Annotated in this window: 18 protein-coding genes; 7 read left to right on the plus strand and 11 right to left on the minus strand. The window is 74.3% G+C overall.

What is annotated here, in order from left to right:
- Nucleotides 1–3: 3 nt before the first annotated feature.
- A complete protein-coding gene (locus ACIRFL_RS24515; RefSeq protein ID WP_404032069.1) occupies nt 4–795 on the minus strand; it encodes a TVP38/TMEM64 family protein in 792 nt (263 codons plus the stop codon).
- Nucleotides 796–1,181: 386 nt separating this feature from the next.
- On the opposite strand from ACIRFL_RS24515, the gene tuf reads away from it, so the two are divergent.
- Entirely contained in the window at nt 1,182–2,360 is a 1,179-nt protein-coding gene (gene tuf / locus ACIRFL_RS24520; RefSeq protein ID WP_404032072.1) for an elongation factor Tu, read from the plus strand.
- Between the two features lie 685 nt (nt 2,361–3,045).
- Nucleotides 3,046–3,891 (plus strand): spermidine synthase, encoded by an 846-nt coding sequence (locus ACIRFL_RS24525; protein WP_404032075.1) that lies wholly within the window; start codon nt 3,046–3,048, stop codon nt 3,889–3,891.
- Between the two features lie 87 nt (nt 3,892–3,978).
- Here the strand turns inward: ACIRFL_RS24525 and ACIRFL_RS24530 are convergent, their stop codons facing one another.
- Both ACIRFL_RS24530 and ACIRFL_RS24535 read right to left on the minus strand, forming a co-directional pair.
- Nucleotides 3,979–4,986, minus strand: a complete 1,008-nt coding sequence (locus ACIRFL_RS24530; protein ID WP_404032078.1) for a hypothetical protein — start codon at nt 4,984–4,986, stop codon at nt 3,979–3,981.
- Between the two features lie 102 nt (nt 4,987–5,088).
- A complete protein-coding gene (locus ACIRFL_RS24535) occupies nt 5,089–6,213 on the minus strand; it encodes a YbhN family protein (RefSeq protein ID WP_404032081.1) in 1,125 nt (374 codons plus the stop codon).
- A 334-nt stretch (nt 6,214–6,547) separates the two neighbouring features.
- Between ACIRFL_RS24535 and ACIRFL_RS24540 the strand changes: the two genes are divergently transcribed.
- Complete coding sequence (locus ACIRFL_RS24540) at nt 6,548–7,192, plus strand: DedA family protein (RefSeq protein WP_404032084.1); 645 nt, start codon at nt 6,548–6,550, stop codon at nt 7,190–7,192.
- A gap of 6 nt (nt 7,193–7,198) precedes the next feature.
- On the opposite strand, the gene ACIRFL_RS24545 is transcribed toward ACIRFL_RS24540, so the two are convergent.
- Entirely contained in the window at nt 7,199–7,726 is a 528-nt protein-coding gene (locus ACIRFL_RS24545; protein WP_404032087.1) for a gamma carbonic anhydrase family protein, read from the minus strand.
- A gap of 139 nt (nt 7,727–7,865) precedes the next feature.
- Between ACIRFL_RS24545 and ACIRFL_RS24550 the strand changes: the two genes are divergently transcribed.
- The 3 genes from ACIRFL_RS24550 to ACIRFL_RS24560 all read left to right on the plus strand — a co-directional run bounded on the left by ACIRFL_RS24550 (nt 7,866) and on the right by ACIRFL_RS24560 (nt 9,928).
- Entirely contained in the window at nt 7,866–8,630 is a 765-nt protein-coding gene (locus ACIRFL_RS24550; RefSeq protein WP_404032090.1) for an acyltransferase, read from the plus strand.
- Between the two features lie 137 nt (nt 8,631–8,767).
- On the plus strand, nt 8,768–9,340 hold the full coding sequence (locus ACIRFL_RS24555; protein ID WP_404032093.1) for an XRE family transcriptional regulator: 573 nt from the start codon (nt 8,768–8,770) through the stop codon (nt 9,338–9,340).
- A gap of 30 nt (nt 9,341–9,370) precedes the next feature.
- Complete coding sequence (locus tag ACIRFL_RS24560; protein ID WP_404032096.1) at nt 9,371–9,928, plus strand: YbaK/EbsC family protein; 558 nt, start codon at nt 9,371–9,373, stop codon at nt 9,926–9,928.
- 2 nt (nt 9,929–9,930) lie between these two features.
- Here the strand turns inward: ACIRFL_RS24560 and ACIRFL_RS24565 are convergent, their stop codons facing one another.
- Entirely contained in the window at nt 9,931–11,121 is a 1,191-nt protein-coding gene (locus ACIRFL_RS24565) for a cation diffusion facilitator family transporter (RefSeq protein ID WP_404032099.1), read from the minus strand.
- Between the two features lie 73 nt (nt 11,122–11,194).
- Between ACIRFL_RS24565 and ACIRFL_RS24570 the strand changes: the two genes are divergently transcribed.
- Complete coding sequence (locus ACIRFL_RS24570) at nt 11,195–11,548, plus strand: ArsR/SmtB family transcription factor (protein ID WP_404032102.1); 354 nt, start codon at nt 11,195–11,197, stop codon at nt 11,546–11,548.
- Nucleotides 11,549–11,591: 43 nt separating this feature from the next.
- On the opposite strand, the gene ACIRFL_RS24575 is transcribed toward ACIRFL_RS24570, so the two are convergent.
- The 6 genes from ACIRFL_RS24575 to ACIRFL_RS24600 are packed head-to-tail and all read right to left on the minus strand — an operon-like array spanning nt 11,592 to nt 19,499.
- A complete protein-coding gene (locus tag ACIRFL_RS24575) occupies nt 11,592–12,809 on the minus strand; it encodes a 4-hydroxybenzoate 3-monooxygenase (RefSeq protein ID WP_404032105.1) in 1,218 nt (405 codons plus the stop codon).
- A 23-nt stretch (nt 12,810–12,832) separates the two neighbouring features.
- Nucleotides 12,833–13,639: a hypothetical protein gene (locus ACIRFL_RS24580; protein ID WP_404032108.1), complete on the minus strand. Its 807-nt coding sequence runs from the start codon at nt 13,637–13,639 to the stop codon at nt 12,833–12,835.
- Nucleotides 13,632–15,971, minus strand: a complete 2,340-nt coding sequence (locus ACIRFL_RS24585) for a hypothetical protein (RefSeq protein ID WP_404032110.1) — start codon at nt 15,969–15,971, stop codon at nt 13,632–13,634. Before ACIRFL_RS24585 ends, ACIRFL_RS24580 begins: the two co-directional genes overlap by 8 nt.
- A 31-nt stretch (nt 15,972–16,002) precedes the next feature.
- Nucleotides 16,003–17,637 (minus strand): GH3 auxin-responsive promoter family protein, encoded by a 1,635-nt coding sequence (locus tag ACIRFL_RS24590; RefSeq protein WP_404032113.1) that lies wholly within the window; start codon nt 17,635–17,637, stop codon nt 16,003–16,005.
- Entirely contained in the window at nt 17,638–18,369 is a 732-nt protein-coding gene (locus tag ACIRFL_RS24595) for a DUF6182 family protein (protein ID WP_404032116.1), read from the minus strand.
- Nucleotides 18,366–19,499 carry a hypothetical protein gene (locus tag ACIRFL_RS24600; protein WP_404032118.1) on the minus strand — a complete coding sequence of 378 codons (1,134 nt, stop codon included), beginning with the start codon at nt 19,497–19,499 and terminating at the stop codon, nt 18,366–18,368. Before ACIRFL_RS24600 ends, ACIRFL_RS24595 begins: the two co-directional genes overlap by 4 nt.
- Nucleotides 19,500–19,636: the final 137 nt, after the last annotated feature.

Consider the following 19,636-nt stretch of genomic DNA (forward strand, 5'->3'; position numbering starts at 1 on the left):
GGTTCATCGCGGGCGCAGATGGTGGCGCTTGCGCCAGGCCACCACGGCACCCGCGAGGGCCGGTACGGCGATGCAGGCCATCGCGATCAGGAAGGCGGGTGACGTCGGCGCCGAGGCACGCGCGCCCGCCACGACGTACGCGGCGGTGTTCGGGATCGAACCGAGCGCCGTCGCGAGCAGGAACGGCAGCCAGCCCATGCGGGAGACGGCGGCGCAGTAGTTCGCCGCCCAGAACGGCACGCCGGGGAACAGCCGCGCCGCCATCATCGAGCGGAAGCCGTGCCTGCTGAGCTGGCCGTCGGCGGCCCGCAGCCAGCGCCCGCGCAGCAGCGGGCGGAGCGCGTCCTGGCCCAGCATCCGGCCGAGCCCGAACGCGACGGCGGCACCCAGCACCGTGCCCGCCAGCGCCGTGCCGAGCCCCAGTGAGGAGCCGAACAGGGCGCCGGCCGCCAGGTTCAGCAGGGGCCGCGGCACGAACGGCACCGTGCACAGCCCGTACGCGACGGCGAACACGGTCGCCGCGGCGTATCCGCCGAGCTGTGGCGGCCAGCCGTGGGTGAGCAGTCGTTGCGGCTCGAACAGCAGCACGGCCGCGGCGGCCGCCGCGAGCAGCGTCACGAGCAGCGACAGCCGCGACCAGGGCGACAGCAACGCGCGCGTGCAGCGCGCCGCGAAGCCCGCGCGTGTGAGCGGCGGACCGGCCGGCGCCGTGGGGGCGGCGACGGCCAACTCCGTGGCGGCGGCCCGGGGAGAGGCCGTGGCGGTGCCCCCAGAGCGGTTGGTGGCATCGGGCATGCCGGTGACAGTAACCGACGAAGATGTCCGAGCGACGTACGGACCGTCGTATGCCGGTCACCTCGTGGCCCCCGTGCCGCCGCGGGCCCGCTCCGTGGAACCGCCGGCGGGGCCCGCGCCGGGGCACCTCCGGGCGCGCGCGTCGGCGCGGGAAAACCATTCGACGCGGCATGCCGTGTCGGCGATGATCGACGCCATGTACCGGCTCGCCTTCGTCCTCGCAGCATCCGCGGTCGCGGATGCCCCGAAGGCTGCCGTCCCGATCGTCGTGGCCGTCGACGGCGCCCGAAGCTGACCCTCTCCGGATCGTCCGGCGGACCCCGCAGGGGGAGGGTCGGTGCCTCTCAGGGGTCCCCACACCAGTCACGAGGCTTCGAGGTACAGCCATGCCCAAGACGGCATACGTGCGCACCAAACCGCACCTGAACATCGGCACGATGGGCCACGTCGACCACGGCAAGACCACCCTGACCGCCGCCATCACCAAGGTCCTTGCCGAGCGCGGCACCGGCGGCGGCACCCGGTACGTGCCGTTCGACCGCATCGACCGGGCCCCGGAGGAGGCCGCGCGCGGCATCACCATCAACATCGCGCACGTCGAGTACGAGACCGACGCCCGGCACTACGCGCACGTCGACATGCCGGGCCATGCCGACTACATCAAGAACATGGTCACGGGCGCCGCGCAGCTCGACGGGGCGATCCTCGTCGTCTCCGCGGTCGACGGGATCATGCCGCAGACCGCCGAGCACGTGCTGCTCGCCCGGCAGGTGGGCGTCGACCACATCGTCGTCGCCCTCAACAAGGCCGACGCGGGCGACGAGGAGCTGACCGACCTGGTGGAGCTGGAGGTCCGCGAACTGCTCACCGCGCAGGGCTATCCCGGCGACTCCGTACCCGTCGTACGGGTCTCCGGGCTCAAGGCCCTGGACGGGGACCCGCGCTGGACCGCCGCCGTCGAGGCGCTGCTGGACGCGGTGGACACCTATGTGCCGGTGCCGGAGCGGTACCTCGACGCGCCGTTCCTGCTGCCCGTGGAGAACGTGCTGACCATCACCGGCCGGGGCACCGTGGTCACCGGCGCGGTGGAGCGCGGCACCGTCCACGTCGGCGACCGGGTCGAGGTGCCCGGCGCCGGTCTTGAGACGGTGGTCACCGGTCTGGAGACCTTCGGCAAGCCGATGCGGGAGGCGCAGGCCGGGGACAACGTGGCGCTGCTGCTGCGCGGGGTGCCGCGGGACGCGGTGCGGCGCGGGCACGTCGTGGCGGCGTCCGGCAGCGTCGCGCCGAGCCGTCGCTTCGCCGCGCGGGTGTACGTCCTTTCCGCTCGTGAGGGCGGGCGGACGACGCCGGTGTCGACGGGCTACCGGCCGCAGTTCTACATCCGCACCGCGGATGTGGTCGGGGACGTCGACCTCGGCGCGACGGCGGTCGCGCGTCCCGGGGACACCGTCACCATGACGGTGGAACTGGGCCGCGCGGTCCCGCTGGAGCCGGGGCTCGGATTCGCCATCCGCGAGGGCGGCCGGACGATCGGCGCGGGCACGGTGACATCGGTCACCTGACGCCCCGCCGCGGTCCCGGGCACGGTGGCGCGTCCGGGGCCGCGGCCGGTCCGTGGCGAGGGCGGCGTGGTTCCGTGCCGGGCGGGCCCTCGTCGGCGTGCCGTGCGGGGTGCGGCGGTCGGTGCGATGTCGTTGGTGCCGGGCGGTCCCGGTCCGATTGGCACCTCGCCGTCGCTCTGGCTGGGGCGGTCGGACGGTCGGCTGACGGCTCGGTGCGGTTCCGGGCACGGTGACGCGTCCGGGGCTGCGGCGAGGGCGGCGTGGTTCCGTGCCGGGCGGGCCCTCGTCGGCGTGCGGGTGCGTGTCACGCGGTTGCGGGGCGCGGCGGTCGGTGCGATGCCCGCCGGTGCCAGGGGGCCCCGGCCCGGTCGGCAGCGTGCCGTCGCTGCGGCGGCCGGCCGGGGCTCGCGCGCGGGCGGCTCGGCGCGGGGCGCCGGGCCCGCGGTCCGTGCGGAGGCCGGGGCCACATGCCTGCGCGGGAAGACAACCCGGAGGTCTGTGTGGGAGGTCGGCTCCATCGTGGCCGTGTGGGAGGTCGGGCCCCGAATCCGTGCGAGATGCCGGGCCCCGATGTGCGTGCGGGAAGCCGGCCAGGGGGTCCGTGTGGGAGGCCGCGGGTCCACAGGGCCGTGCGGGAGGTCGGCCTGGGGCGGGCGTGGGAAGGGCGTACCGGCACAATGGGGGAGTGAGTGAAGCCATACCCGTTGTCCGTGCCACCGATCACGGTACGGCGAAGTTGATGCCGGACGTCGACCGGGCGCGGGCCTGGCTGCTCACGGTCGACGGGGCGCCGCAGTCGTACGTCGACCTGGACGAGCCGACGCACCTGGAGTTCGAGTACGCCCGCCGCCTCGGGTATGTGCTGGACGTCGTGGCGGAGCCGGGCCGGCCGCTGGACGTGCTCCATCTCGGCGGGGGCGCCCTCACCCTGCCCCGCTATGTGGCGGCGACCCGGCCGGGCTCGCGGCAGGATGTCGTGGAGGCCGATGGGGCGCTGCTGGCCCTGGTCACCGAGCGGCTGCCGGTCCCGGACGGCGCCGGCATCGCCCTGCACCCCGCCGACGCCCGAGCCTGGCTGGAATCCGCCGCCGACGACACGGCGGACGTGCTGATCGCCGACGTCTTCGGCGGCTCCCGGGTCCCCGCGCACCTCACCTCGCTCGGCTACGCCCACGAGGCCGAACGCGTGCTGCGGACGGGCGGCGTCTATCTGGCCAATCTCGCCGACGCCGCGCCCTTCGATTTTCTCCGCTCCCAACTCGCCACGTTCGCGGCCGTGTTCGAGGAGCTGGTGCTGATCGCCGAGCCGGGGGTGCTGCGGGGCCGACGGTTCGGCAACGCGGTGCTCGTCGCCGCGCACCGGCCCCTGGACACGGCGGCACTGGCCCGCCGCACCGCCTCCGACGTCTTCCCGGCCCGGGTCGAACACGGCCCCGCGCTACGGGAGTTCATCGGCACGGCCCGACCGGTCCCGGACGCGGAGGCCGTGCCGTCGCCCGAGCCGCCCGAGGGAGCGTTCGGCATCGGCTGAGGCGCGGACCGGACCGGACCGGGCCGGGCCGGACACGACGGTCACGGACCCGCCCGCTCAGGACCGCCGAGCCAAGGACCGCCCCGTTCAGGACCCCGTCGGCTCGCCGTGCACCCGCACCGTGCTGAGGATCTTCATGACGGTCTCCGTGTCCAGCTCCCCGTCCACGCCCTTGGCGGCGTAGAGGTTGAAGGACACGATGTCGTCCGCCGAGTTCCGGAAGGCGAACGTGATCGCCTTGCCGTCGCTCGCGCACTTGCCGGTACGGGGGTTGCCGGTCGAACGCGCCCAGGCGTAGGCGCCCTTGACGCCCGTCTTGGTGGTGTAGTCCGTGGCCTTCTTGTCGTAGGTGATGCTCTTCTTGTCCGGCTGCGTATAGCCGCCGTAGACCCACCAGGGCACGCCCCGGATCGCCGCGTCGCCGGGGCTCTTGGCGCCGCTCTCGCCCTTGGTGCCCGCCACGGCCAGCGGGGTGTCGTCGGTCTTGCCGTCCATGTCGTCGTCGGAGGTGCACCACTTCGACTTGTACTCGGCCGGCGCCGACATCATGATCAGCGGCTTGGCGTCGGGGGACTTGCGGTCCTCGAAGCCGATCGAGGTGCCCGGGGAGTCGAGCTCCCAGTCGGCGGGCACGTCGAAGGCCGTGCCCCACTTGGGGTTGACGACCACTTTCCAGCCCGCCACCAGCGGCTTCTCGGTCTCGGTGGTGCGCGGATTGGGCTCCTCGGACGACTCGCTCGCCGTCGGGTCAGCCGAGGACGACTGGCCGGACCTCTTGTCCGCGCCGCCGTCCGCCTTGTCGTCCTTGTCGCCGCCCAGCACCAGGAATCCGGTCACGCCGGCCGCGACGACCACCGCCGTCGCCGCCACGATCGCGACGAGCTTCGTCCGGTTCCCGCCGCCCCCACCCTGCGGCGGCTGCGCCTGGGGCGCTCCGACGGGTGCGGGCGTGCCCCACTGCGACTGCTGCGCATACGGGTTGGGCTGCTGGTAGCCGGGTTGCTGGTACGGGTTGGGTTGTTGGTAACCCGGCTGCTGATACGGGTTGTCCTGCGGATTCTGCTCGCCCCCTGGCGGCTGCTGTCCTGGCCACATGGGCAGTAACCCTAGTGCGGCGCCGGACACGATTCGGTCACCGGACCTCGTCAGGGCCGTACCGAACCGGGACGCCGGCCGCGGGGTGTTCCCCGGCCGTGTTCACAGCACCTTGGCGCGGATCAGTGCCGACAGCACCAGGGCGCCGGGCAGCAGCGGCAGCCAGTCCATGAGCACGCGGAACCCGATGACGGTCGCCGTGGCCAGGGCGAGCGGGGCGTCGAAGGCCACCAGCGTGAAGACCACCGCGGCGTCCACCGCGACGCCGCCCGGCGCGGGCACCGCCCCCACGGCGGTGCCCGCGGCCAGGTACGCCACGACCACGTGCGTCCATGGCACCGGCAGCCCGAGCGCGGCCCCCACCGACGCGAGCACGCACGCCTGCGACAGCGGCATCGCCGCGGCCCCGCCCCACAGCGCGAGGACCCGGCAGGGCCGGGTGTGCAGCACCCGCGCGTCGGCGAGCGCGGTGCGCAGCAGGCCGGTCACCGGGCGGCGCAGCGGACGTACGACCGTGACGAGCAGGACCGCGACGGCGGCGCAGGTGCCCACGACGGCGATCACCGCGACCAGGGTGCGTCCGTCGGGCACCAGGTCGCCGAGCCTGCGTCCGGCGGGCGAGGCCAGCAGCAGCGTCAGCAGCACCAGCGTCTTGGCGACGGGCTTCACCAGCGAGTACAGGGCGAGCGAGGCCGTGGCCCGGTCCAGCGGTATGCCGCGGCCCCGCAGGAAGCGCAGGGTGACGGCGTGCGCGCCGAGGCCCGCGGGCAGCGCGTGGTTGGCGGCACCGGCGGCGAACTGCGAGGCCAGCAGCAGTCCGGGCGGCAACCGGTCGGGGAGGGCGCCCTGGCGGACGCAGGAGGCCGCCACCCAGCCCAGGCAGGTGAAGCCGAGCCCGGCCAGCAGCCACCCCGGGTCGGCCGCGGCCAGCCGGGCGGCACCCTCGTACAGCAGGGGCCGATTGGTCAGCCCCCAGATCCCGGCCAGCAGGAGGGGGCTCAGGCACAGCACGAGCCGGATCGGGCGGGCCGCCATGAACGGCACCGGGCGCCCGGGCGCGTCGGCCATGCACGCGGGCGGCTCGGGCCGGGGCGTGGACGCGGCGGCGGGCACGGCGGTCACCGCGGGCGCATCGGCCACAGCGGTCGCCGCGCTCACGGCGGTCGCCGCTGCGGCCGGCCCGGGCGCGGCGGGCGCAGGTGGTTCGGGTGTGAGGGCGTCCGGCATGGGCCGTTCGGGCGTGCGCGCGTCGGGCGGGCGCGGGGGTGCTTCCGGCTGGAGTGGGGAGGCTGCGGACGGGAGCGTGGGGACTGAGGACACGGGGTACGTCGTCCTTCCGCATCGGGCCGCGCGGCGGCGGCCTGAGGGTGCGAGGCGGGGAAACCGCGGGGAGCCTTCCCGTTCCGTGTGACACGCGGATGTCCGAGAGCCGAAGGGCCGTCGGCGGGACGGTGCCGCGGACCGGTCCGTGCGCCCGCGCCCCGGTGAACGGGTAGCCTGCACAGGGGCGTGCCGTCACAGCCGCCCGGTGGTGCAGGACCCGACAGGGAAGGAACCGGCGTTGCACGTCCAGGAATGGCTCGACACCGTGCCCGCGGTGGCCGTCTACGCCGTGGTGGCCCTGATCATCGGTCTGGAGAGCCTGGGCATCCCGCTGCCGGGCGAGATCGTCCTGGTGTCGGCGGCGCTGCTCTCCTCGCAGCACTCGGGCATCAACCCGGTGATCCTCGGCGCCTGTGCGACCCTCGGCGCCGTCGTCGGCGACTCCATCGGCTACGCCATCGGCCGCAAGGGCGGGCGTCCGCTGCTCGCCTGGCTCGGCAAGAAGTTCCCCAAGCACTTCAGCGAGGGGCACATCGCCACCGCGGAGCGGTCCTTCGAGAAGTGGGGCATGTGGGCGGTGTTCTTCGGCCGCTTCGTCGCCCTGCTGCGCATCTTCGCCGGCCCGCTCGCCGGCGTCCTGCACATGCCGTACTGGAAGTTCCTGATCGCCAACGTCCTCGGCGGCATCTGCTGGGCGGGCGGCACCACCGCGGTCATCTACTACGTCGGCGTGGTCGCCGAGGACTGGCTGAAGCGGTTCTCCTGGCTGGGCCTGGTGGCGGCGGTCCTGATCGGCCTGACCTCGATGCTGGTGCTCCGCCGCAAGGCGAAGAAGGCGCAGGAGTCCCGGACCGAGTCGGAGCCGGTGCCCGTCCGCGACTGACCCCGGCTACTCGTGCACCGCGCGGTGCGTCCTGGCCAGCTCCGCGTACAGGGTGCCGTTCAGCGTCAGGCCCTGCTGCTCCTCGTCGGTGAGTTCCCGCCTCACCTTGGCGGGCACACCGGCGACCAGCGAACCCGGCGGGACCGTCATCCCCTGCGGCACCAGTGCCTGCGCCGCGACCAGTGAACCGGCCCCGATCACCGCCCCGTTCAGCACGGTCGCGCCCATGCCGATCAGGCAGTCGTCCCGCACCGTCGCCCCGTGCACCACGGCGTTGTGGCCGATGGAGACCCGCTCGCCGACACTGACCGGGAAGCCGGGGTCGGCGTGCAGCGTGACGTTGTCCTGGACGTTCGCGCTCGCCCCCACCGTGATCCGCTCGACGTCGCCGCGCAGCACCGCGCCGTACCAGACGCTCGCGCCCGCGTGCAGCGTCACATCGCCGATCACCGAGGCGGTCGGGGCCACGAACGCCCCCGAGTCGATCCGGGGCTCCCTGCCGCCGATGCCCACGATCAGCGCCCTGTGCGTCATCTGCGTCCACCGTTTCGTCCGCCGGGGCGAGCACACGGCCCGCCGAGGGAATCACACCGGCACCGTACGCCATCCGGTGGGGCGAAGATCACAGCGATGCGGTCTCATGGCCGCGGCGCCCGCTGAGTACCGTGAGCGGGTGCCGAAGCCCAAGAACACGTTCTCGTCCTGGCGGCGCCGCCTCGCCCAGCGAGTCGTCCACGCGGGCTGGGCCTGGGCGCAGCGCGCGGGGTCCGTCACCGCCGAGCACCCGGGCCGGCTGCGCTTCGGCGCGATGGGAACGGGTACCAGGCTCGCCTTCCCGCTCGGCACGGTCTTCGGTGAACCCTGGATCCGTCTCGGCGCCCACTGCATCATCGGCGAGCAGGTCACCCTGACCGCGGGCCTGATGCCCGACCTCGACCTCGGCCCCGAACCGATCCTGCGCATCGGCGACGGGGTCGTCCTCGGCCGCGGCAGCCATGTCATCGCCGACACGACGGTCACCATCGGCAGCGACTGCTACTTCGGACCGTATGTGTACGTGACGTCCACCAACCACTCGTACGACGACCCGCACCAGCCCATCGGCCGGCAGTGGCCGCGGATGGAGCCGGTGCGGATCGGGCCCGGATGCTGGATCGGCGCCGGAGCGGTGATCCTGCCGGGCGCGCGGATCGGCCGGAACGTGGTCGTGGCGGCCGGCGCGGTGGTCCGCGGCACGGTGCCCGACCACGCGGTGGTGGCCGGTGCCCCGGCACGGGTGGTGCGGCGCTGGACACCCGACGACGGCTGGCAGCCCCCGCTGCGCACACCCGCCCCGGTGCCGATCCCGGACGGCGTGACACCGGAGCAACTGCTCGCGCTGGCCGACCTCGACGAGGAGGCCGTGACCCGGCTCGCCGAACTGGAGGCCGACGGCTGACCCGCCCTGGGCGGGCACGCGGACGGACGGGCAGTACAGTTCGGTGAACGCCCGGGTGCATCGCGCCGTAGTGCAGTCGTAGTTCAGTCAAGTAAACTGTGACATTTGAAATATTGGACCGTAGTAGTGGACGTATCGTGTCGGACCTCGATCTGCTGACCCAGTCCCTCGCGCGCAACGTCAAGCGCTGGCGCACCGAGCGCGGCTTCACCCTGGACGCGCTGGCCGCCCGGGCCGGGGTCAGCCGCGGCATGCTCATCCAGATCGAGCAGGCCCGCACCAACCCCAGCCTCGGCACTGTCGTCAAGATCGGCGACGCCCTCGGCGTCAGCATCACCACCCTGCTCGACTACGCGCAGGGCCCCACGGTCCGGATCGTCCCCGCGGAGCGGGCCGTACGGCTCTGGCACACCGACGCCGGCAGCTACAACCGGCTGCTAGCGGGCGCCGAGGCCCCCGGCCCGCTGGAGATGTGGGACTGGCGGCTGATGCCGGGGGAGAGCAGCCCCTCCGACCCGCACCCCGCCGGCACGGTGGAACTCGTCCATGTCACGGCGGGCGAACTGACGCTCACCGTGGACGGCGTCGAGCACCGCGTCCCGGCCGGCGCGAGCGCGTCCTTCGACGCCGGCACGGCGCACACGTACGGCAACACCGGCGACGTCCCGATGGAGATGGTGATGACCGTCTCCGTACCGCCCGTGCGCTGAGGCCCGGCGGGCGCCTGTTAGCGTGCGGACATGCGCGCACCCATCGGAGACTTCGACACCGCCGCCCCCGCTCCGGACCGCCTCGACGAGCTGATCGCCCCGGTCGCCGACGCCGTGCGCCACTGGCCGGGCAGCGTACCCGCCGACCAGATCCTGTACGTCGACACCGTGCCCGAGTGGGCGGACACCGCCGTCTTCGTGGAGCACTACGGTCGCGACCTGCTTCAGCGGTCCGCGAACTGCGTGGTCGTCGCGGGCAAGCGGGCCGGTGAGACGACCCTCGCGGCGTGCGTCGTGCTGTCCACCACCCGGGTCGACGTCAACGGCGTGGTCCGCCGCCAACTGGGCGCGCGCAAGGCCTCGTTCGCCTCGATGGACACGGCCACCGGGCAGACCGGCATGGAGTACGGCGGCATCACCCCCATCGGACTGCCCGCCGGCTGGCCGGTGCTGGTGGACTCCGCCGTCGTCGACCTGCCCTACGTCCTGGTCGGCAGCGGACGCCGGCGCGGCAAACTGCTGGTGCCGGGCAAGGCGTTCGCCGAACTGCCGGGCGCGGTGGTCCTGGAGGGGCTGGGCGTCGCCTGACCTCAGGCGGTCATGTGGTGCGCCAGCGCCCGGTGCGGGTCCGCCTCGCCGGGCGCGGACGCCGGATCGGCGTGCACCAGGGCGGCGGTCAGCCGCGGCACGGCGTGCAGCAGGGCGTGTTCGGCGTCGACCGCGATCGCGTGCGCCCGCCGTACCGTCGCGTCGCCGTCCACCACGATCGCCACCTCCGCCCGCAGCCGATGGCCGATCCAGCGCAGCCGCACCTCACCCACTCCGTGCACCCCCGGCACCGCGCGCAGCGCATGCTCGGCCCGGTCCACCAGCGCCGGGTCGACGGCGTCCAGCACCCGCCGGAACACCTCGCGCGCGGCGTCCCGCAGGACCAGCGCGATGGCGGCGGTGATCGCCAACCCCACCAGTGGGTCGGCCAGTTGCCAGCCCAGCGCGGACCCGGCGGCGCCCACCAGCACGGCCAGTGAGGTGAAGCCGTCGGTGCGGGCGTGCAGGCCGTCGGCGACGAGCGCGGCGGAGCCGATCGCCCGCCCCACCCGGATCCGGTAGCGGGCCACCCACTCGTTGCCCGCGCAGCCGACCAGCGCGGCCACGGCCACCGCCGGCAGATGCTGCACCGGGCGCGGGTCGAGGAGCCGGTCCAGCGCCGTCCACGCCGCGAAGGCCGCGGACGCCGTGATGGTCAGCACGATGGCGATGCCCGCCAGGTCCTCGGCGCGGCCGTAGCCGTAGGTGAAGCGCCGGTTCGCCGCGCGGCGGCCGAGCAGGAACGCGATGCCGAGCGGCACGGCCGTCAGCGCGTCCGCCGCGTTGTGCGTGGTGTCGCCGAGCAGCGCCACCGATCCGGACGCGACCACCACCACGGCCTGCGCGAGCGCGGTCGCACCCAGCACGGCCAGGGAGACCCACAGCGCCCGCATGCCGCGGGCCGAGGTCTCCAGGGCCGCGTCGAGCTTGTCGGCGCTGTCGTGGGAGTGCGGGGTGAGGAGATGACCGAGGCGGTGCCGCAGGCCGGAAACCGGCCGGGACCGCGCACGGCCGTGGTCGTGGCCGTATTCGTGCCCGTGCCGGCGTTCATGGCCGGGGCCGTGGTCGGGCGCGGGGCCGTACCGGTGCGCCTGCTCGTGGCCGCGCCCCCGCTCGCCGCCGTGCGCGTGCCCGTGACCGTCCGCGTGCCCGTGGTCGTGGTGCCCGTGGTCGTGCCGGTGCCGGTCGCTCACGTGGATCCCCTTCCGGTGCGCGGGAGTGGACGCACGACGCCCACGCCGCCATTATGTGCGTATGAGCGCACGCATGCACCTATCACCTGCGCAGCATGCGCACCCGCGCACCCCCGGCGAGGAGCAGTTCGCGGTCGCGGCCGATCTGCTCGCCCTGCTCGGCGACCGCACCCGCCTCGCCCTGCTGCACGCCCTCACGGCCGGTGAGGCCGACGTCGGCACGCTCACCGAGGCCTGCGGCGCGGCCCGGCCGGCCGTGAGCCAGCACCTGGCCCGGCTGCGGCTCGCCGGCCTGGTGAACACGCGCAAGGAGGGCCGCCGGGTGGTCTACTCGCTGCGCCACGACCATCTGCGCCGGCTGGTGGCCGAGGCCCTGGACGTGGCGGACCACCGGCTCACCGAAACCCGCCCCGGACAAGGGAGTTGAGCCGGACGGTCGGCCGCGGGCCGCTACCGGCCGGCACACGCGGTCAGTACGCGTCGCCCGCGCCCAGGTACTGCTCGGCGAACGCCCTCGCGGCGGCCGGGGAGGTGAACAGCCGGCGCAGCCGGGCCAGGCTGGTGGCCGCCTGGTATGGGTCACCCGACGCCGGACCGTGGTAGACGCCGGACAGCCACTGCGAGAATTCCTGGTAGTCCCACGCCCGCCGCAGGCACGCCGTCGAATATCCGGCCAGGCCCGCACCGTCGCCCCCGGTGACGCGCGCGACGAGCGCGTCGCCCAGCAGGAAGGCGTCGTGCAGCGCCAGGTTCATGCCCTTCGCCGCGATCGGCGCGGTGAGATGGGCCGCGTCGCCCGCGAGGAAGAGCCGCCCGAACTCCATGGACGAGACCACGTAGTCGTGCATGTCCAGCACGCGCTTCTCGATCAGCCGGCCCTCCGTGAGCGCGGGCGCCCCCGCCGCACCGAGCCGCTGCCGCAACTCGGCCCAGACCCGTTCGTGCGGCCAGTTCTCCGGGTCGTCGCCGGGCGGGCACTGGAGGTAGTAGCGGGTGACCCCGGGGCCGCGGGCCATGTGCCCGGCGAACCCGCGCGGATGGACGCCGAACACCACGCAGTCGGCGGACGGCGGCGCCTCGGCCAGCAGCGCCAGCCAGCCGATGCCGTGGTCGTGCCGCGCGAGTGCCGCCCGCGAGGCGGGCACCGCCTGACGGGACACCCCGCGCGCGCCGTCGCACCCGGCGACGAAGTCGCACCGGATCACCCGGCGTTCACCCGTCTCGGGGCACAGGTACGACACCGAGGGGCGATCCGTCTCCAGGTCGTGCAGGCGTACCTCCCGGACACCGAAGCGGATGTCGCCGCCGCGGACGTCGGCGTACTCGCGCACCAGGTCCGTCACCAGCAACGGCTGCGGATACACATAATGATGACGACCCGTCAGCTCGTGGTAGCGGAGCCGGTGGCGTTCGCCGCCGAAGCGGAACTCGCACGTGTCGTGCGCCTGCGCCCGCCCCGGCAGACCGGCCGCGAGCCCGCGCCGGTCGAGTTCGCGCACCGCCCACTCCTCGATGACGCCCGCTCGCGGCCGCGTCTCGATGAACTCCCTGCTCTCGGTCTCCAGGACCACGCAGTCGACGGCGGCGGCCCGCAGGATGCCGCCGACGGTGAGCCCGGCGGGCCCGGCGCCCACGACGACGACCGGCCGCCGTTGCACGGACGCGGAGTGGGGGGAAGGGAACGTCACCGGGCCATTATGACGGTGTCCGGTCAGGCAGGTGATGCCCTGGACCAGGCCGCGACGGTGTCATGCACCTGAGCGGCCAACTGGTCCACGGAGCAGCCGGTGCAGGGGAGGCGTCGTATCGCCGTGTCCGGGTGGGTTCGGGAGAGCCCGTCCAGTACGGCGTCGTAGCGCTGCCGGGTCGCCGAGAGGAAGGCCGCGGTCTCGTGGAGTTCGCCGCCGCGGGCGCGTTCCCTGGTGCGGCGCAGGGCCTCGGACACGGGCAGGTCGAGGAGGAGGACGCCGTCCGGGAGGGTGACGTCGAACCGGCGGGCAAGGGTCTCGAACAGGTCGTGCGGGGGCAGGGTGCCCCAGCGCAGCACCTCCGTGCCCGTCGCCCAGGGGTCCGTGTCCCCCGTGCGGGTGCGCAGCCAGTCGCGCACCGCCCGGGCGGCGTCCGGATCCTGCCTGCGCCACCACGCGTCGACATCGGTGCCGGGCACGGTGTTCCGCCCGGCGCGGGCGAACAGCGGCAGGTAGACCAGCGGGTCGACGAGCGGGTGCCGGTCGGCGAGCACGGTCCGGCCGTCGGCCGCCGCCTGCCGTTCCGCCGGGCCGAACAGGCACAGCTGGAGATACAGGACGCAGACCTTGAGCTGGACCCGGCCCACTTCGTCCGCCGCGGACGAGGCACCGGCGAGCGCCGCGGACAGCCCGGCGTACGGGCTGTCCGGATCCTCGTGTCCCCGTACGGCGTGCACGACCCGCACGCTGTCCCGTTCGCGGAGCCGGCGCAGCACCGTGGTCTTTCCGGTCCCGTCGATGCCGACCAGGGCGACGCGCATCTCACCCACCGCCCCGGGTCTCTTCGAGGTGCCACAACCGGAAGGCGGTGGCCACGACCCCGGGCAGGAACGTGAACTCGCGCTGGGTGTGCCCGGCCGCGTACAGCGACAGACGGGCCATCAGGAACTCCCGCAGCGCCAGCCGGTGTCCGCGCCGCCAGTCGCAGTCGGCGACGAGCCGCGCCGCCCGGGGCGACGCCGAAGCCACCGCCCGCGCGTGCACGTCGAGGAACCGGTCCACCTCGGCCGCCGTGACCCGCGGGCCGGCGGTGAACGCCAGCAGCTCCACGGCGTCGCGCTGGGGCGGGCCGACGGTGGCCAGCTCCCAGTCGTACGCCACCGCGCGTCCGTCCCGCACCGCGAGGTTGCGCGGGTTGAAGTCGTTGTGGACCAGTGTGCGGGGCACCGCATGCAGTTCCTGTGTCCAGTGGTCGGCGCTCTCGACGACGTCGAGCAGAACGTCCCGGCAGCCGGGGTCCAGCAGCTCGGGCAGCTCCGCCGCGGCATGGCGCACCAGCGCCGCCCACAGCTCCCGCGCCTTCGCCAGCTGTGCGGGTTCGGGCACATGGTGCAGCCAGCCCTCGGCCAGGATCTCCTGGTCACGGCCGAGCCAGTGCCCGTGGACGGCGCCGACCGCACGCAGCGCGTCCTCGATCCGGCCGGCGTGCCACGGCCCGCCGTCGTCGCGGAGCCGTTCCATGAGGATGACGTACGCCTCGCGCTCGTCGTCCTCCAGGAGGCCGTAGCAGCGTGGCAGCAGTTCCCTGAGGGCGGGCTCCGGGCGCCGGTACACCGCCAGTTCGCGGCGGTGTGCGTCGGCGAACACGGTGTCGGCGCCCCAACGCCGCCACGCCGCGGCCGGTTCCGGCCCGCAGAGCGACAGCAGCTTCGCGATGCCGCCGACGATCTCGTCCCCGCGTGACTTGACCTTCGCCACCAGTTCGGCGCCGGTGGACCCGTCGGCGGAGCTCCAGCCGACGCTCAGCGGGTACAGCCCGGTCAGCTTGCGCCGCTCGGCCAGCGCGCCCAGCTCGCTGGAGATGCCGTCGCCGTACAGCCGGGGCCCCGGGGCCACCCGGGTGACGTGCAGTCGGGAGTCGCCGGTGCCCTGCGCGAGCAGCGGCTGCAGCAGGGCCGCGTCCAGGTCGCCCGGCTGGAGCCAGTCGACGCGGCGGGCCCGGCCGAGGCGCTGGTGCGCCGCCGCGAACTGGCCGCTGACCACGGCCGCCATGGTCGACACGTCGAGGGCGAGGGCGAACCCGGCGACGATCTCGGCGAACCGGCGTGCCCCGCCCGCGCCCGCGCAGCCCAGCAGGGTGAGCAGATCGCGCTGGTGCGGCAGCGCTGTGCCGCCGCCGACGGTGCCCACGACCAGGTTGGGCAGCAGCAGCGTGGCGACGAGGTCGTCGCCGACCGTCTCCATGGAGAAGATCGACACGCCCGACTCGTGGACACAGGCCGCGTCCTGGCCCGTGGCGAGGAACAGGGCCGCGACGATGTTCGCCGCGTTCACTCCGTAGCCGACCATGCCGGACTGCTGGGCCCCGAGGACCGTCGCCACATGGCTCTTGACCATGGCCTCCGGCGTGGTCTTCAGGATGTCGGTCACCGCGTCGCGGCGCAGCCGGCATTCCGCGGTCACCCGGGTGCCGCGCCCGGCCAGCAGGGAGCCGACGGCCGTCTTCTTGTCGCCGCTGAGGTTGCCCTCCAGCAGCGTGTTCAACGGGCGCGGGCCGTCCTCGCCGGCGACGGCGTCGGTCAGCCAGCGCAGGATCTGCCAGGTGGCCGCCGTCGTCATGTTCTGCCCGGCGGCGTCGGCGGTCTCGAACACACAGCGCAGATGCAGATAGCGGCCGATCTGGTACGGCTCGACATCGATCAGCCGGGTGTGCCGGGACACCCGGCCGACCTGCTCCTGCAGTCGGCCGTGCCGCTCTCGCAGCCAGCCCGTGAACCGGTGCGCGGCGGCGAGGTCGGCGAATTCGAGCACGGGCGCCCGGGTCATCCGCTGCGACAGCACCTTCGTCGTCACCCCGCCGGACGCCGTCAGCGCCCGGGCGCCCCGGGACGCGGAGGCCACCAGCGCGCCCTCGGTGGTGGCGAGCGGGGCGACGATGCTGTCGCGGGCGGCGTCCCCGACGAACAGCAGCGGACCGGCGAGGCCCACCGGCACCTCCACGGAGCCGACGAAGTTCTCCACGTTGCCGACCAGGTTCTCGGCGCGGAGCGCGGTGCTCTCCAGCGAGGCGAGCGCGGTGCCGCTGCGCTCCCGCAGCCAGTGCAGCCGCTGCCTGCGGGCTTCCTCGGAGTACTGTCCGCGGCCCGGGATGACGTCGTTCATGCGTCCCTCGTCTCGTGGCTCGGCGTCGGCATCAGGCGGCCCCCGGCCCGGTGGCCACCAGCCGCTCCCAGGCGTCGTCGGAGGGCAGGAAGACCCGGTCCTTGACGCGGGGCGGGCGCTGTCCGCCCCGCACGGTGCGCTCCCACTCCCGCAGGAAAGCGTCCTCGTGCACGGTGATCACCTCGACGGGGGCGATCCGCCCGGACCGGCGGCCGGTCCCGTAGCCGGGGCAGTGCTGCGCCAGCCGGGCGTCGAGGGCGTCGGCCAGGTCCGGCACCGGAGGGCCCGCGAAGGCGACGGCGACCTGGTACCGGCCCGGATGCCCGGGCCGCCCGGGAGGCAGCCGGAAGGTGGCGTTGCGGATCTCCGCCCCGGTGTCGTGGCAGGCCGCGCCCAGGGCGCGGACCGCCATGGCCTCGGTGAGCCGTTCGCCGGCGGCGGACCGGACGATGCCCCGCCCGGCGTACTCGACGCGCGGAGTGCGCCCGATCCGGCCGACGACCCGGACCACGTCCGTGACGGCGCACCGGTACAGCCCGCCGATGTGGCTGAACACGAGGTGGTAGTCGCGGCCCTCCTCCAGTTCGGTGGGCAGCAGCGTCTCGCTGTCGGCGGACAGCGGACCGTCGGCCGGGACGAACTCGTAGACGCAGCCCGGCAGATAGAGCGGCGCGCCGCTGGGGTGCCGGTCGACCGGTACGGCGGCCGGGCCCTCGCAGGACGCGATGGGCGCGGCGAACAACTGGACGCCGGGACCGTAGGTCTCCCGCACGCGAGGCAGGTAGAGGGAGGCGAGTGCGCTGTTCCAGACGAGGACGGCGGTCAGCCGCGGCCACAGATGCTGGGGCAGAACCGTGCCGAACGTCTTGGCGTAGCGCGCGATCTCGTCGGCACGTTCCGGGTCGGGTGAGGTGTGCGGCCGGCCCCCGAGCGTGCCGGCCCGGATGTCCTCGACGAGCCGGGGCCACGATGTGCGCAGCTGGTAGGGCAGGGCGGCGACCATCGCGGGATTGATGCCGATGAGGACCCGGATGTCCTGCGCGGCGGCGAGCCGCAGCTTGTAGTAGGCGCGTTCCCACGGGTCGGCGGCGGCGAGTTCGTCGGGGATACGGCTCCAGGAGGCGTCGTTGCCCGGTCCGACGGCCGAGTCCTCGCCGAACCGCCGGTAGTCGACCTGGCTGGAGCCGATGTGCGGCTGGCCCCTGTCGGTGCGGGCCGTGGGCGCGGTCGGGTCCTGCCACAGGTTCAGCACGCCGTTCGGCACGGTCGCCACCTCGGGCAGCGTCCCCAGCAGGGAGGCGAAGGCGGCGTGGTAGAAGGGCAGGAAGGTCTCCCGCATGTAGGTGCGGGTCACCGGGATGTGCTTCTCGCGGCCGGTGCTGCCGCTGGAGGAGAAGTAGACGACCGGGTCGTCTGCGGTCAGCACACCCGGTTCGCCGTCCATCGCCCGCTCGATCCACGGCATCAGCGCCTCGTGGGTGCGGATCGGCACCGCCCGGCGCAGCTCGTCGACGGTGCGGACGGCGGCCAGCCCGTGCTCGCGGCCGAACGCGGTGCCGGCGTTGTGCTCCAGGATCCGGGTGAGCAGTTCGCGTTGCGTCTCCTCGGGACGGTCCAGGCTCTCCAGGAGCCGGCGGTGTTCCGCCCGTACGCGTGCGGCCTCCATTCAGTGGCCTCCTCGGTCGCGGTTCGATGTGAGCACGCCGTACAGGCGCAGCAGGTCGGGGCCGGTGCCGCCGTGACCGATCCGGGTCTGGACCGTGGCGGCGCGGTCTGGGGCGAGGGCGGCACGGAAGTCCGCGGGGTCGAGGGCGCGCCGGTGTTCCACGCGGAGGGTGTCGCCGGGCCGGACCAGGCCGCGCAGCACCGCCTCGGCGATCAGATGGTGCACATGCACCAGGTAGGCGTCGCTGCCGACCCCGCCGGTGGCCACCGTCATGTCCACGCGGTGTCCGGAGGGCCGCCCCGGGACGGGCACGGTGAGCGGCCCGGCGGGCGCGTCGACCGGGGCCGGGCCCTGGAAGGCACGCAACAGCCGGGACAGGGCGGACAGTTCGCGGCGCGGGGCCGGCCCGTACCAGGCGAGGCCGCCGCCGGGAGCGAGGTAGGTGTGCGCGTGCCGGGCGGCCACGCTGCCGGGCCGGCCGGCGAGGAACACGGTGCGAGTGAAGGCGCGGTACCAGCCCTCCCGCGGCCCTGCCGGGAGCCCCAGGGCGAACGCGGTCGCGCCCGCGACGAACGCCGCCGGGTCGAAGTCGTCCACGACGACGACGGCGGTCAGCCCGTGCGGGGCCGGGCCGTCGCCCGGGAGCCCCGCGCGGACCGCGCTCAGCCGCGCCCGGGCCGCCGAGGCCAGTGCCTCGGCATCGGACGGCCGTACGGCCGCGGGGGTGCTCATGTGTAGATCGCCCGTAGCTCGGGGGCCGGCGGGCCGACGGGCCGGCCGAGCAGGGACACCGTCAGCCGGTAGGGGTCGACGTACCCTTGCGGGGTCCTGAGCCGGGACAGCGGGTCCCGGATGTCCCGCCCGGCCGGTTCCCGGCCGTCGGCCGCCGCCCGGCCGAGCAGCCGGGCGGCGCGCCCCACGCAGCGGCGCAGCAGCCGCATCCGGAACGGCTGGGCGGAGCGCCGGTGCAGGGTCCCGACGAAGTACAGCCGCATGCCGAGCCGGTAGGCGGCCCGGTCCGCCGAGCCCGAGGCGGCCGCCAGGTCGCCGAGCGTCGCGCCCCGCCAGCCGCCGTACCGGCTGGAGCGGACCGTCCCGCCCACGGGCACCCTGCTCAGGGCGAGCCGTGCGGTGCGGGCGCCGAACTCGGCCAGGACACGCTCGAGGAGCAGGTAGTCGGCGGTGATGCCGTCGTCGTGGACCAGCAGGAAGTGTCGTCCCGGGCCGATCATCGGGACCAGTTCGCGCAGGATCGGCAGCAGGTAGTTGGGGTGCCCGTGGGCGCCGACGAGCTGCCGCAGCGGCAGGCCCCAACGGGGGCCGTCGAGATGGACGGGGCCGCCGTAGCGGCGATGGTCGATCAGCAGGCCCCGCGCGGCGAGGATGTCGAGCAGGGTCTCGGCCGTGGTGGCGAGCGGCCGGTCGGCTGCGAGACCGAGTTCGCCGACGCCCAGCAGATCCAGCTGGGCCCGCCACACGTCCAGCATGCGGCGCCCGGCCGGGTGGATCCAGCCGTCCTTGTCGGCGCGGGCCAGGCGGGCGCCCACCGCACGGAGGTCGGCCGTCCGGCGTTCGGCGTGGAAGCGGACGTACCGCTCGCCGATCGCCGTCTCCGACTCGCGGCTCCAGTCGGTGTGCGGCTCGGTCAGGTCGAGGTGGTGCCAGAAGGCTGCCGCCTGGGTGGTCACGGTGGCCATGCGGTTGTTCCAGACCAGCCGCACCCCGCCGGCCCGGGCGCTCGCCTTGACCAGCACGTCGGTCCACAGCAGGCCCTTGACATGGGTCGGGGTGAGCGGCTTCGTCGGAGTGATCGTCACCGGTGCCACGACGAGTTCGGTGACGGGGGCGCCTTCCAGCTGCATGGGCACGCCGTTCGTCCGGATGGTTGGTGAGTCAAGTCCTTTCTCTGACAAGGGACTTGACGGAACGGATGCGAGGCTAACCAGGCCGGAATCGGGGTGTCCAACACTCGCCGTTCCGCTGGCACCTTGCTGCCAGT

It is taken from the genome of Streptomyces sp. NPDC102462, assembly GCF_044765425.1.
Lineage (GTDB): Bacteria > Actinomycetota > Actinomycetes > Streptomycetales > Streptomycetaceae > Streptomyces.

Coding starts and splice junctions, on each gene's coding strand:
- tuf (WP_404032072.1), top strand. CDS start 1,182: ATGCCCAAGACGGCATACGTGCGCACCAAACCGCACCTGAACATCGGC.
- ACIRFL_RS24590 (WP_404032113.1), bottom strand. CDS start 17,637: ATGGAGGCCGCACGCGTACGGGCGGAACACCGCCGGCTCCTGGAGAGC.
- ACIRFL_RS24595 (WP_404032116.1), bottom strand. CDS start 18,369: ATGAGCACCCCCGCGGCCGTACGGCCGTCCGATGCCGAGGCACTGGCC.
- ACIRFL_RS24515 (WP_404032069.1), bottom strand. CDS start 795: ATGCCCGATGCCACCAACCGCTCTGGGGGCACCGCCACGGCCTCTCCC.
- ACIRFL_RS24585 (WP_404032110.1), bottom strand. CDS start 15,971: ATGAACGACGTCATCCCGGGCCGCGGACAGTACTCCGAGGAAGCCCGC.
- ACIRFL_RS24600 (WP_404032118.1), bottom strand. CDS start 19,499: ATGCAGCTGGAAGGCGCCCCCGTCACCGAACTCGTCGTGGCACCGGTG.
- ACIRFL_RS24545 (WP_404032087.1), bottom strand. CDS start 7,726: ATGACGCACAGGGCGCTGATCGTGGGCATCGGCGGCAGGGAGCCCCGG.
- ACIRFL_RS24570 (WP_404032102.1), top strand. CDS start 11,195: ATGCACCTATCACCTGCGCAGCATGCGCACCCGCGCACCCCCGGCGAG.
- ACIRFL_RS24560 (WP_404032096.1), top strand. CDS start 9,371: ATGCGCGCACCCATCGGAGACTTCGACACCGCCGCCCCCGCTCCGGAC.
- ACIRFL_RS24535 (WP_404032081.1), bottom strand. CDS start 6,213: ATGCCGGACGCCCTCACACCCGAACCACCTGCGCCCGCCGCGCCCGGG.
- ACIRFL_RS24530 (WP_404032078.1), bottom strand. CDS start 4,986: ATGTGGCCAGGACAGCAGCCGCCAGGGGGCGAGCAGAATCCGCAGGAC.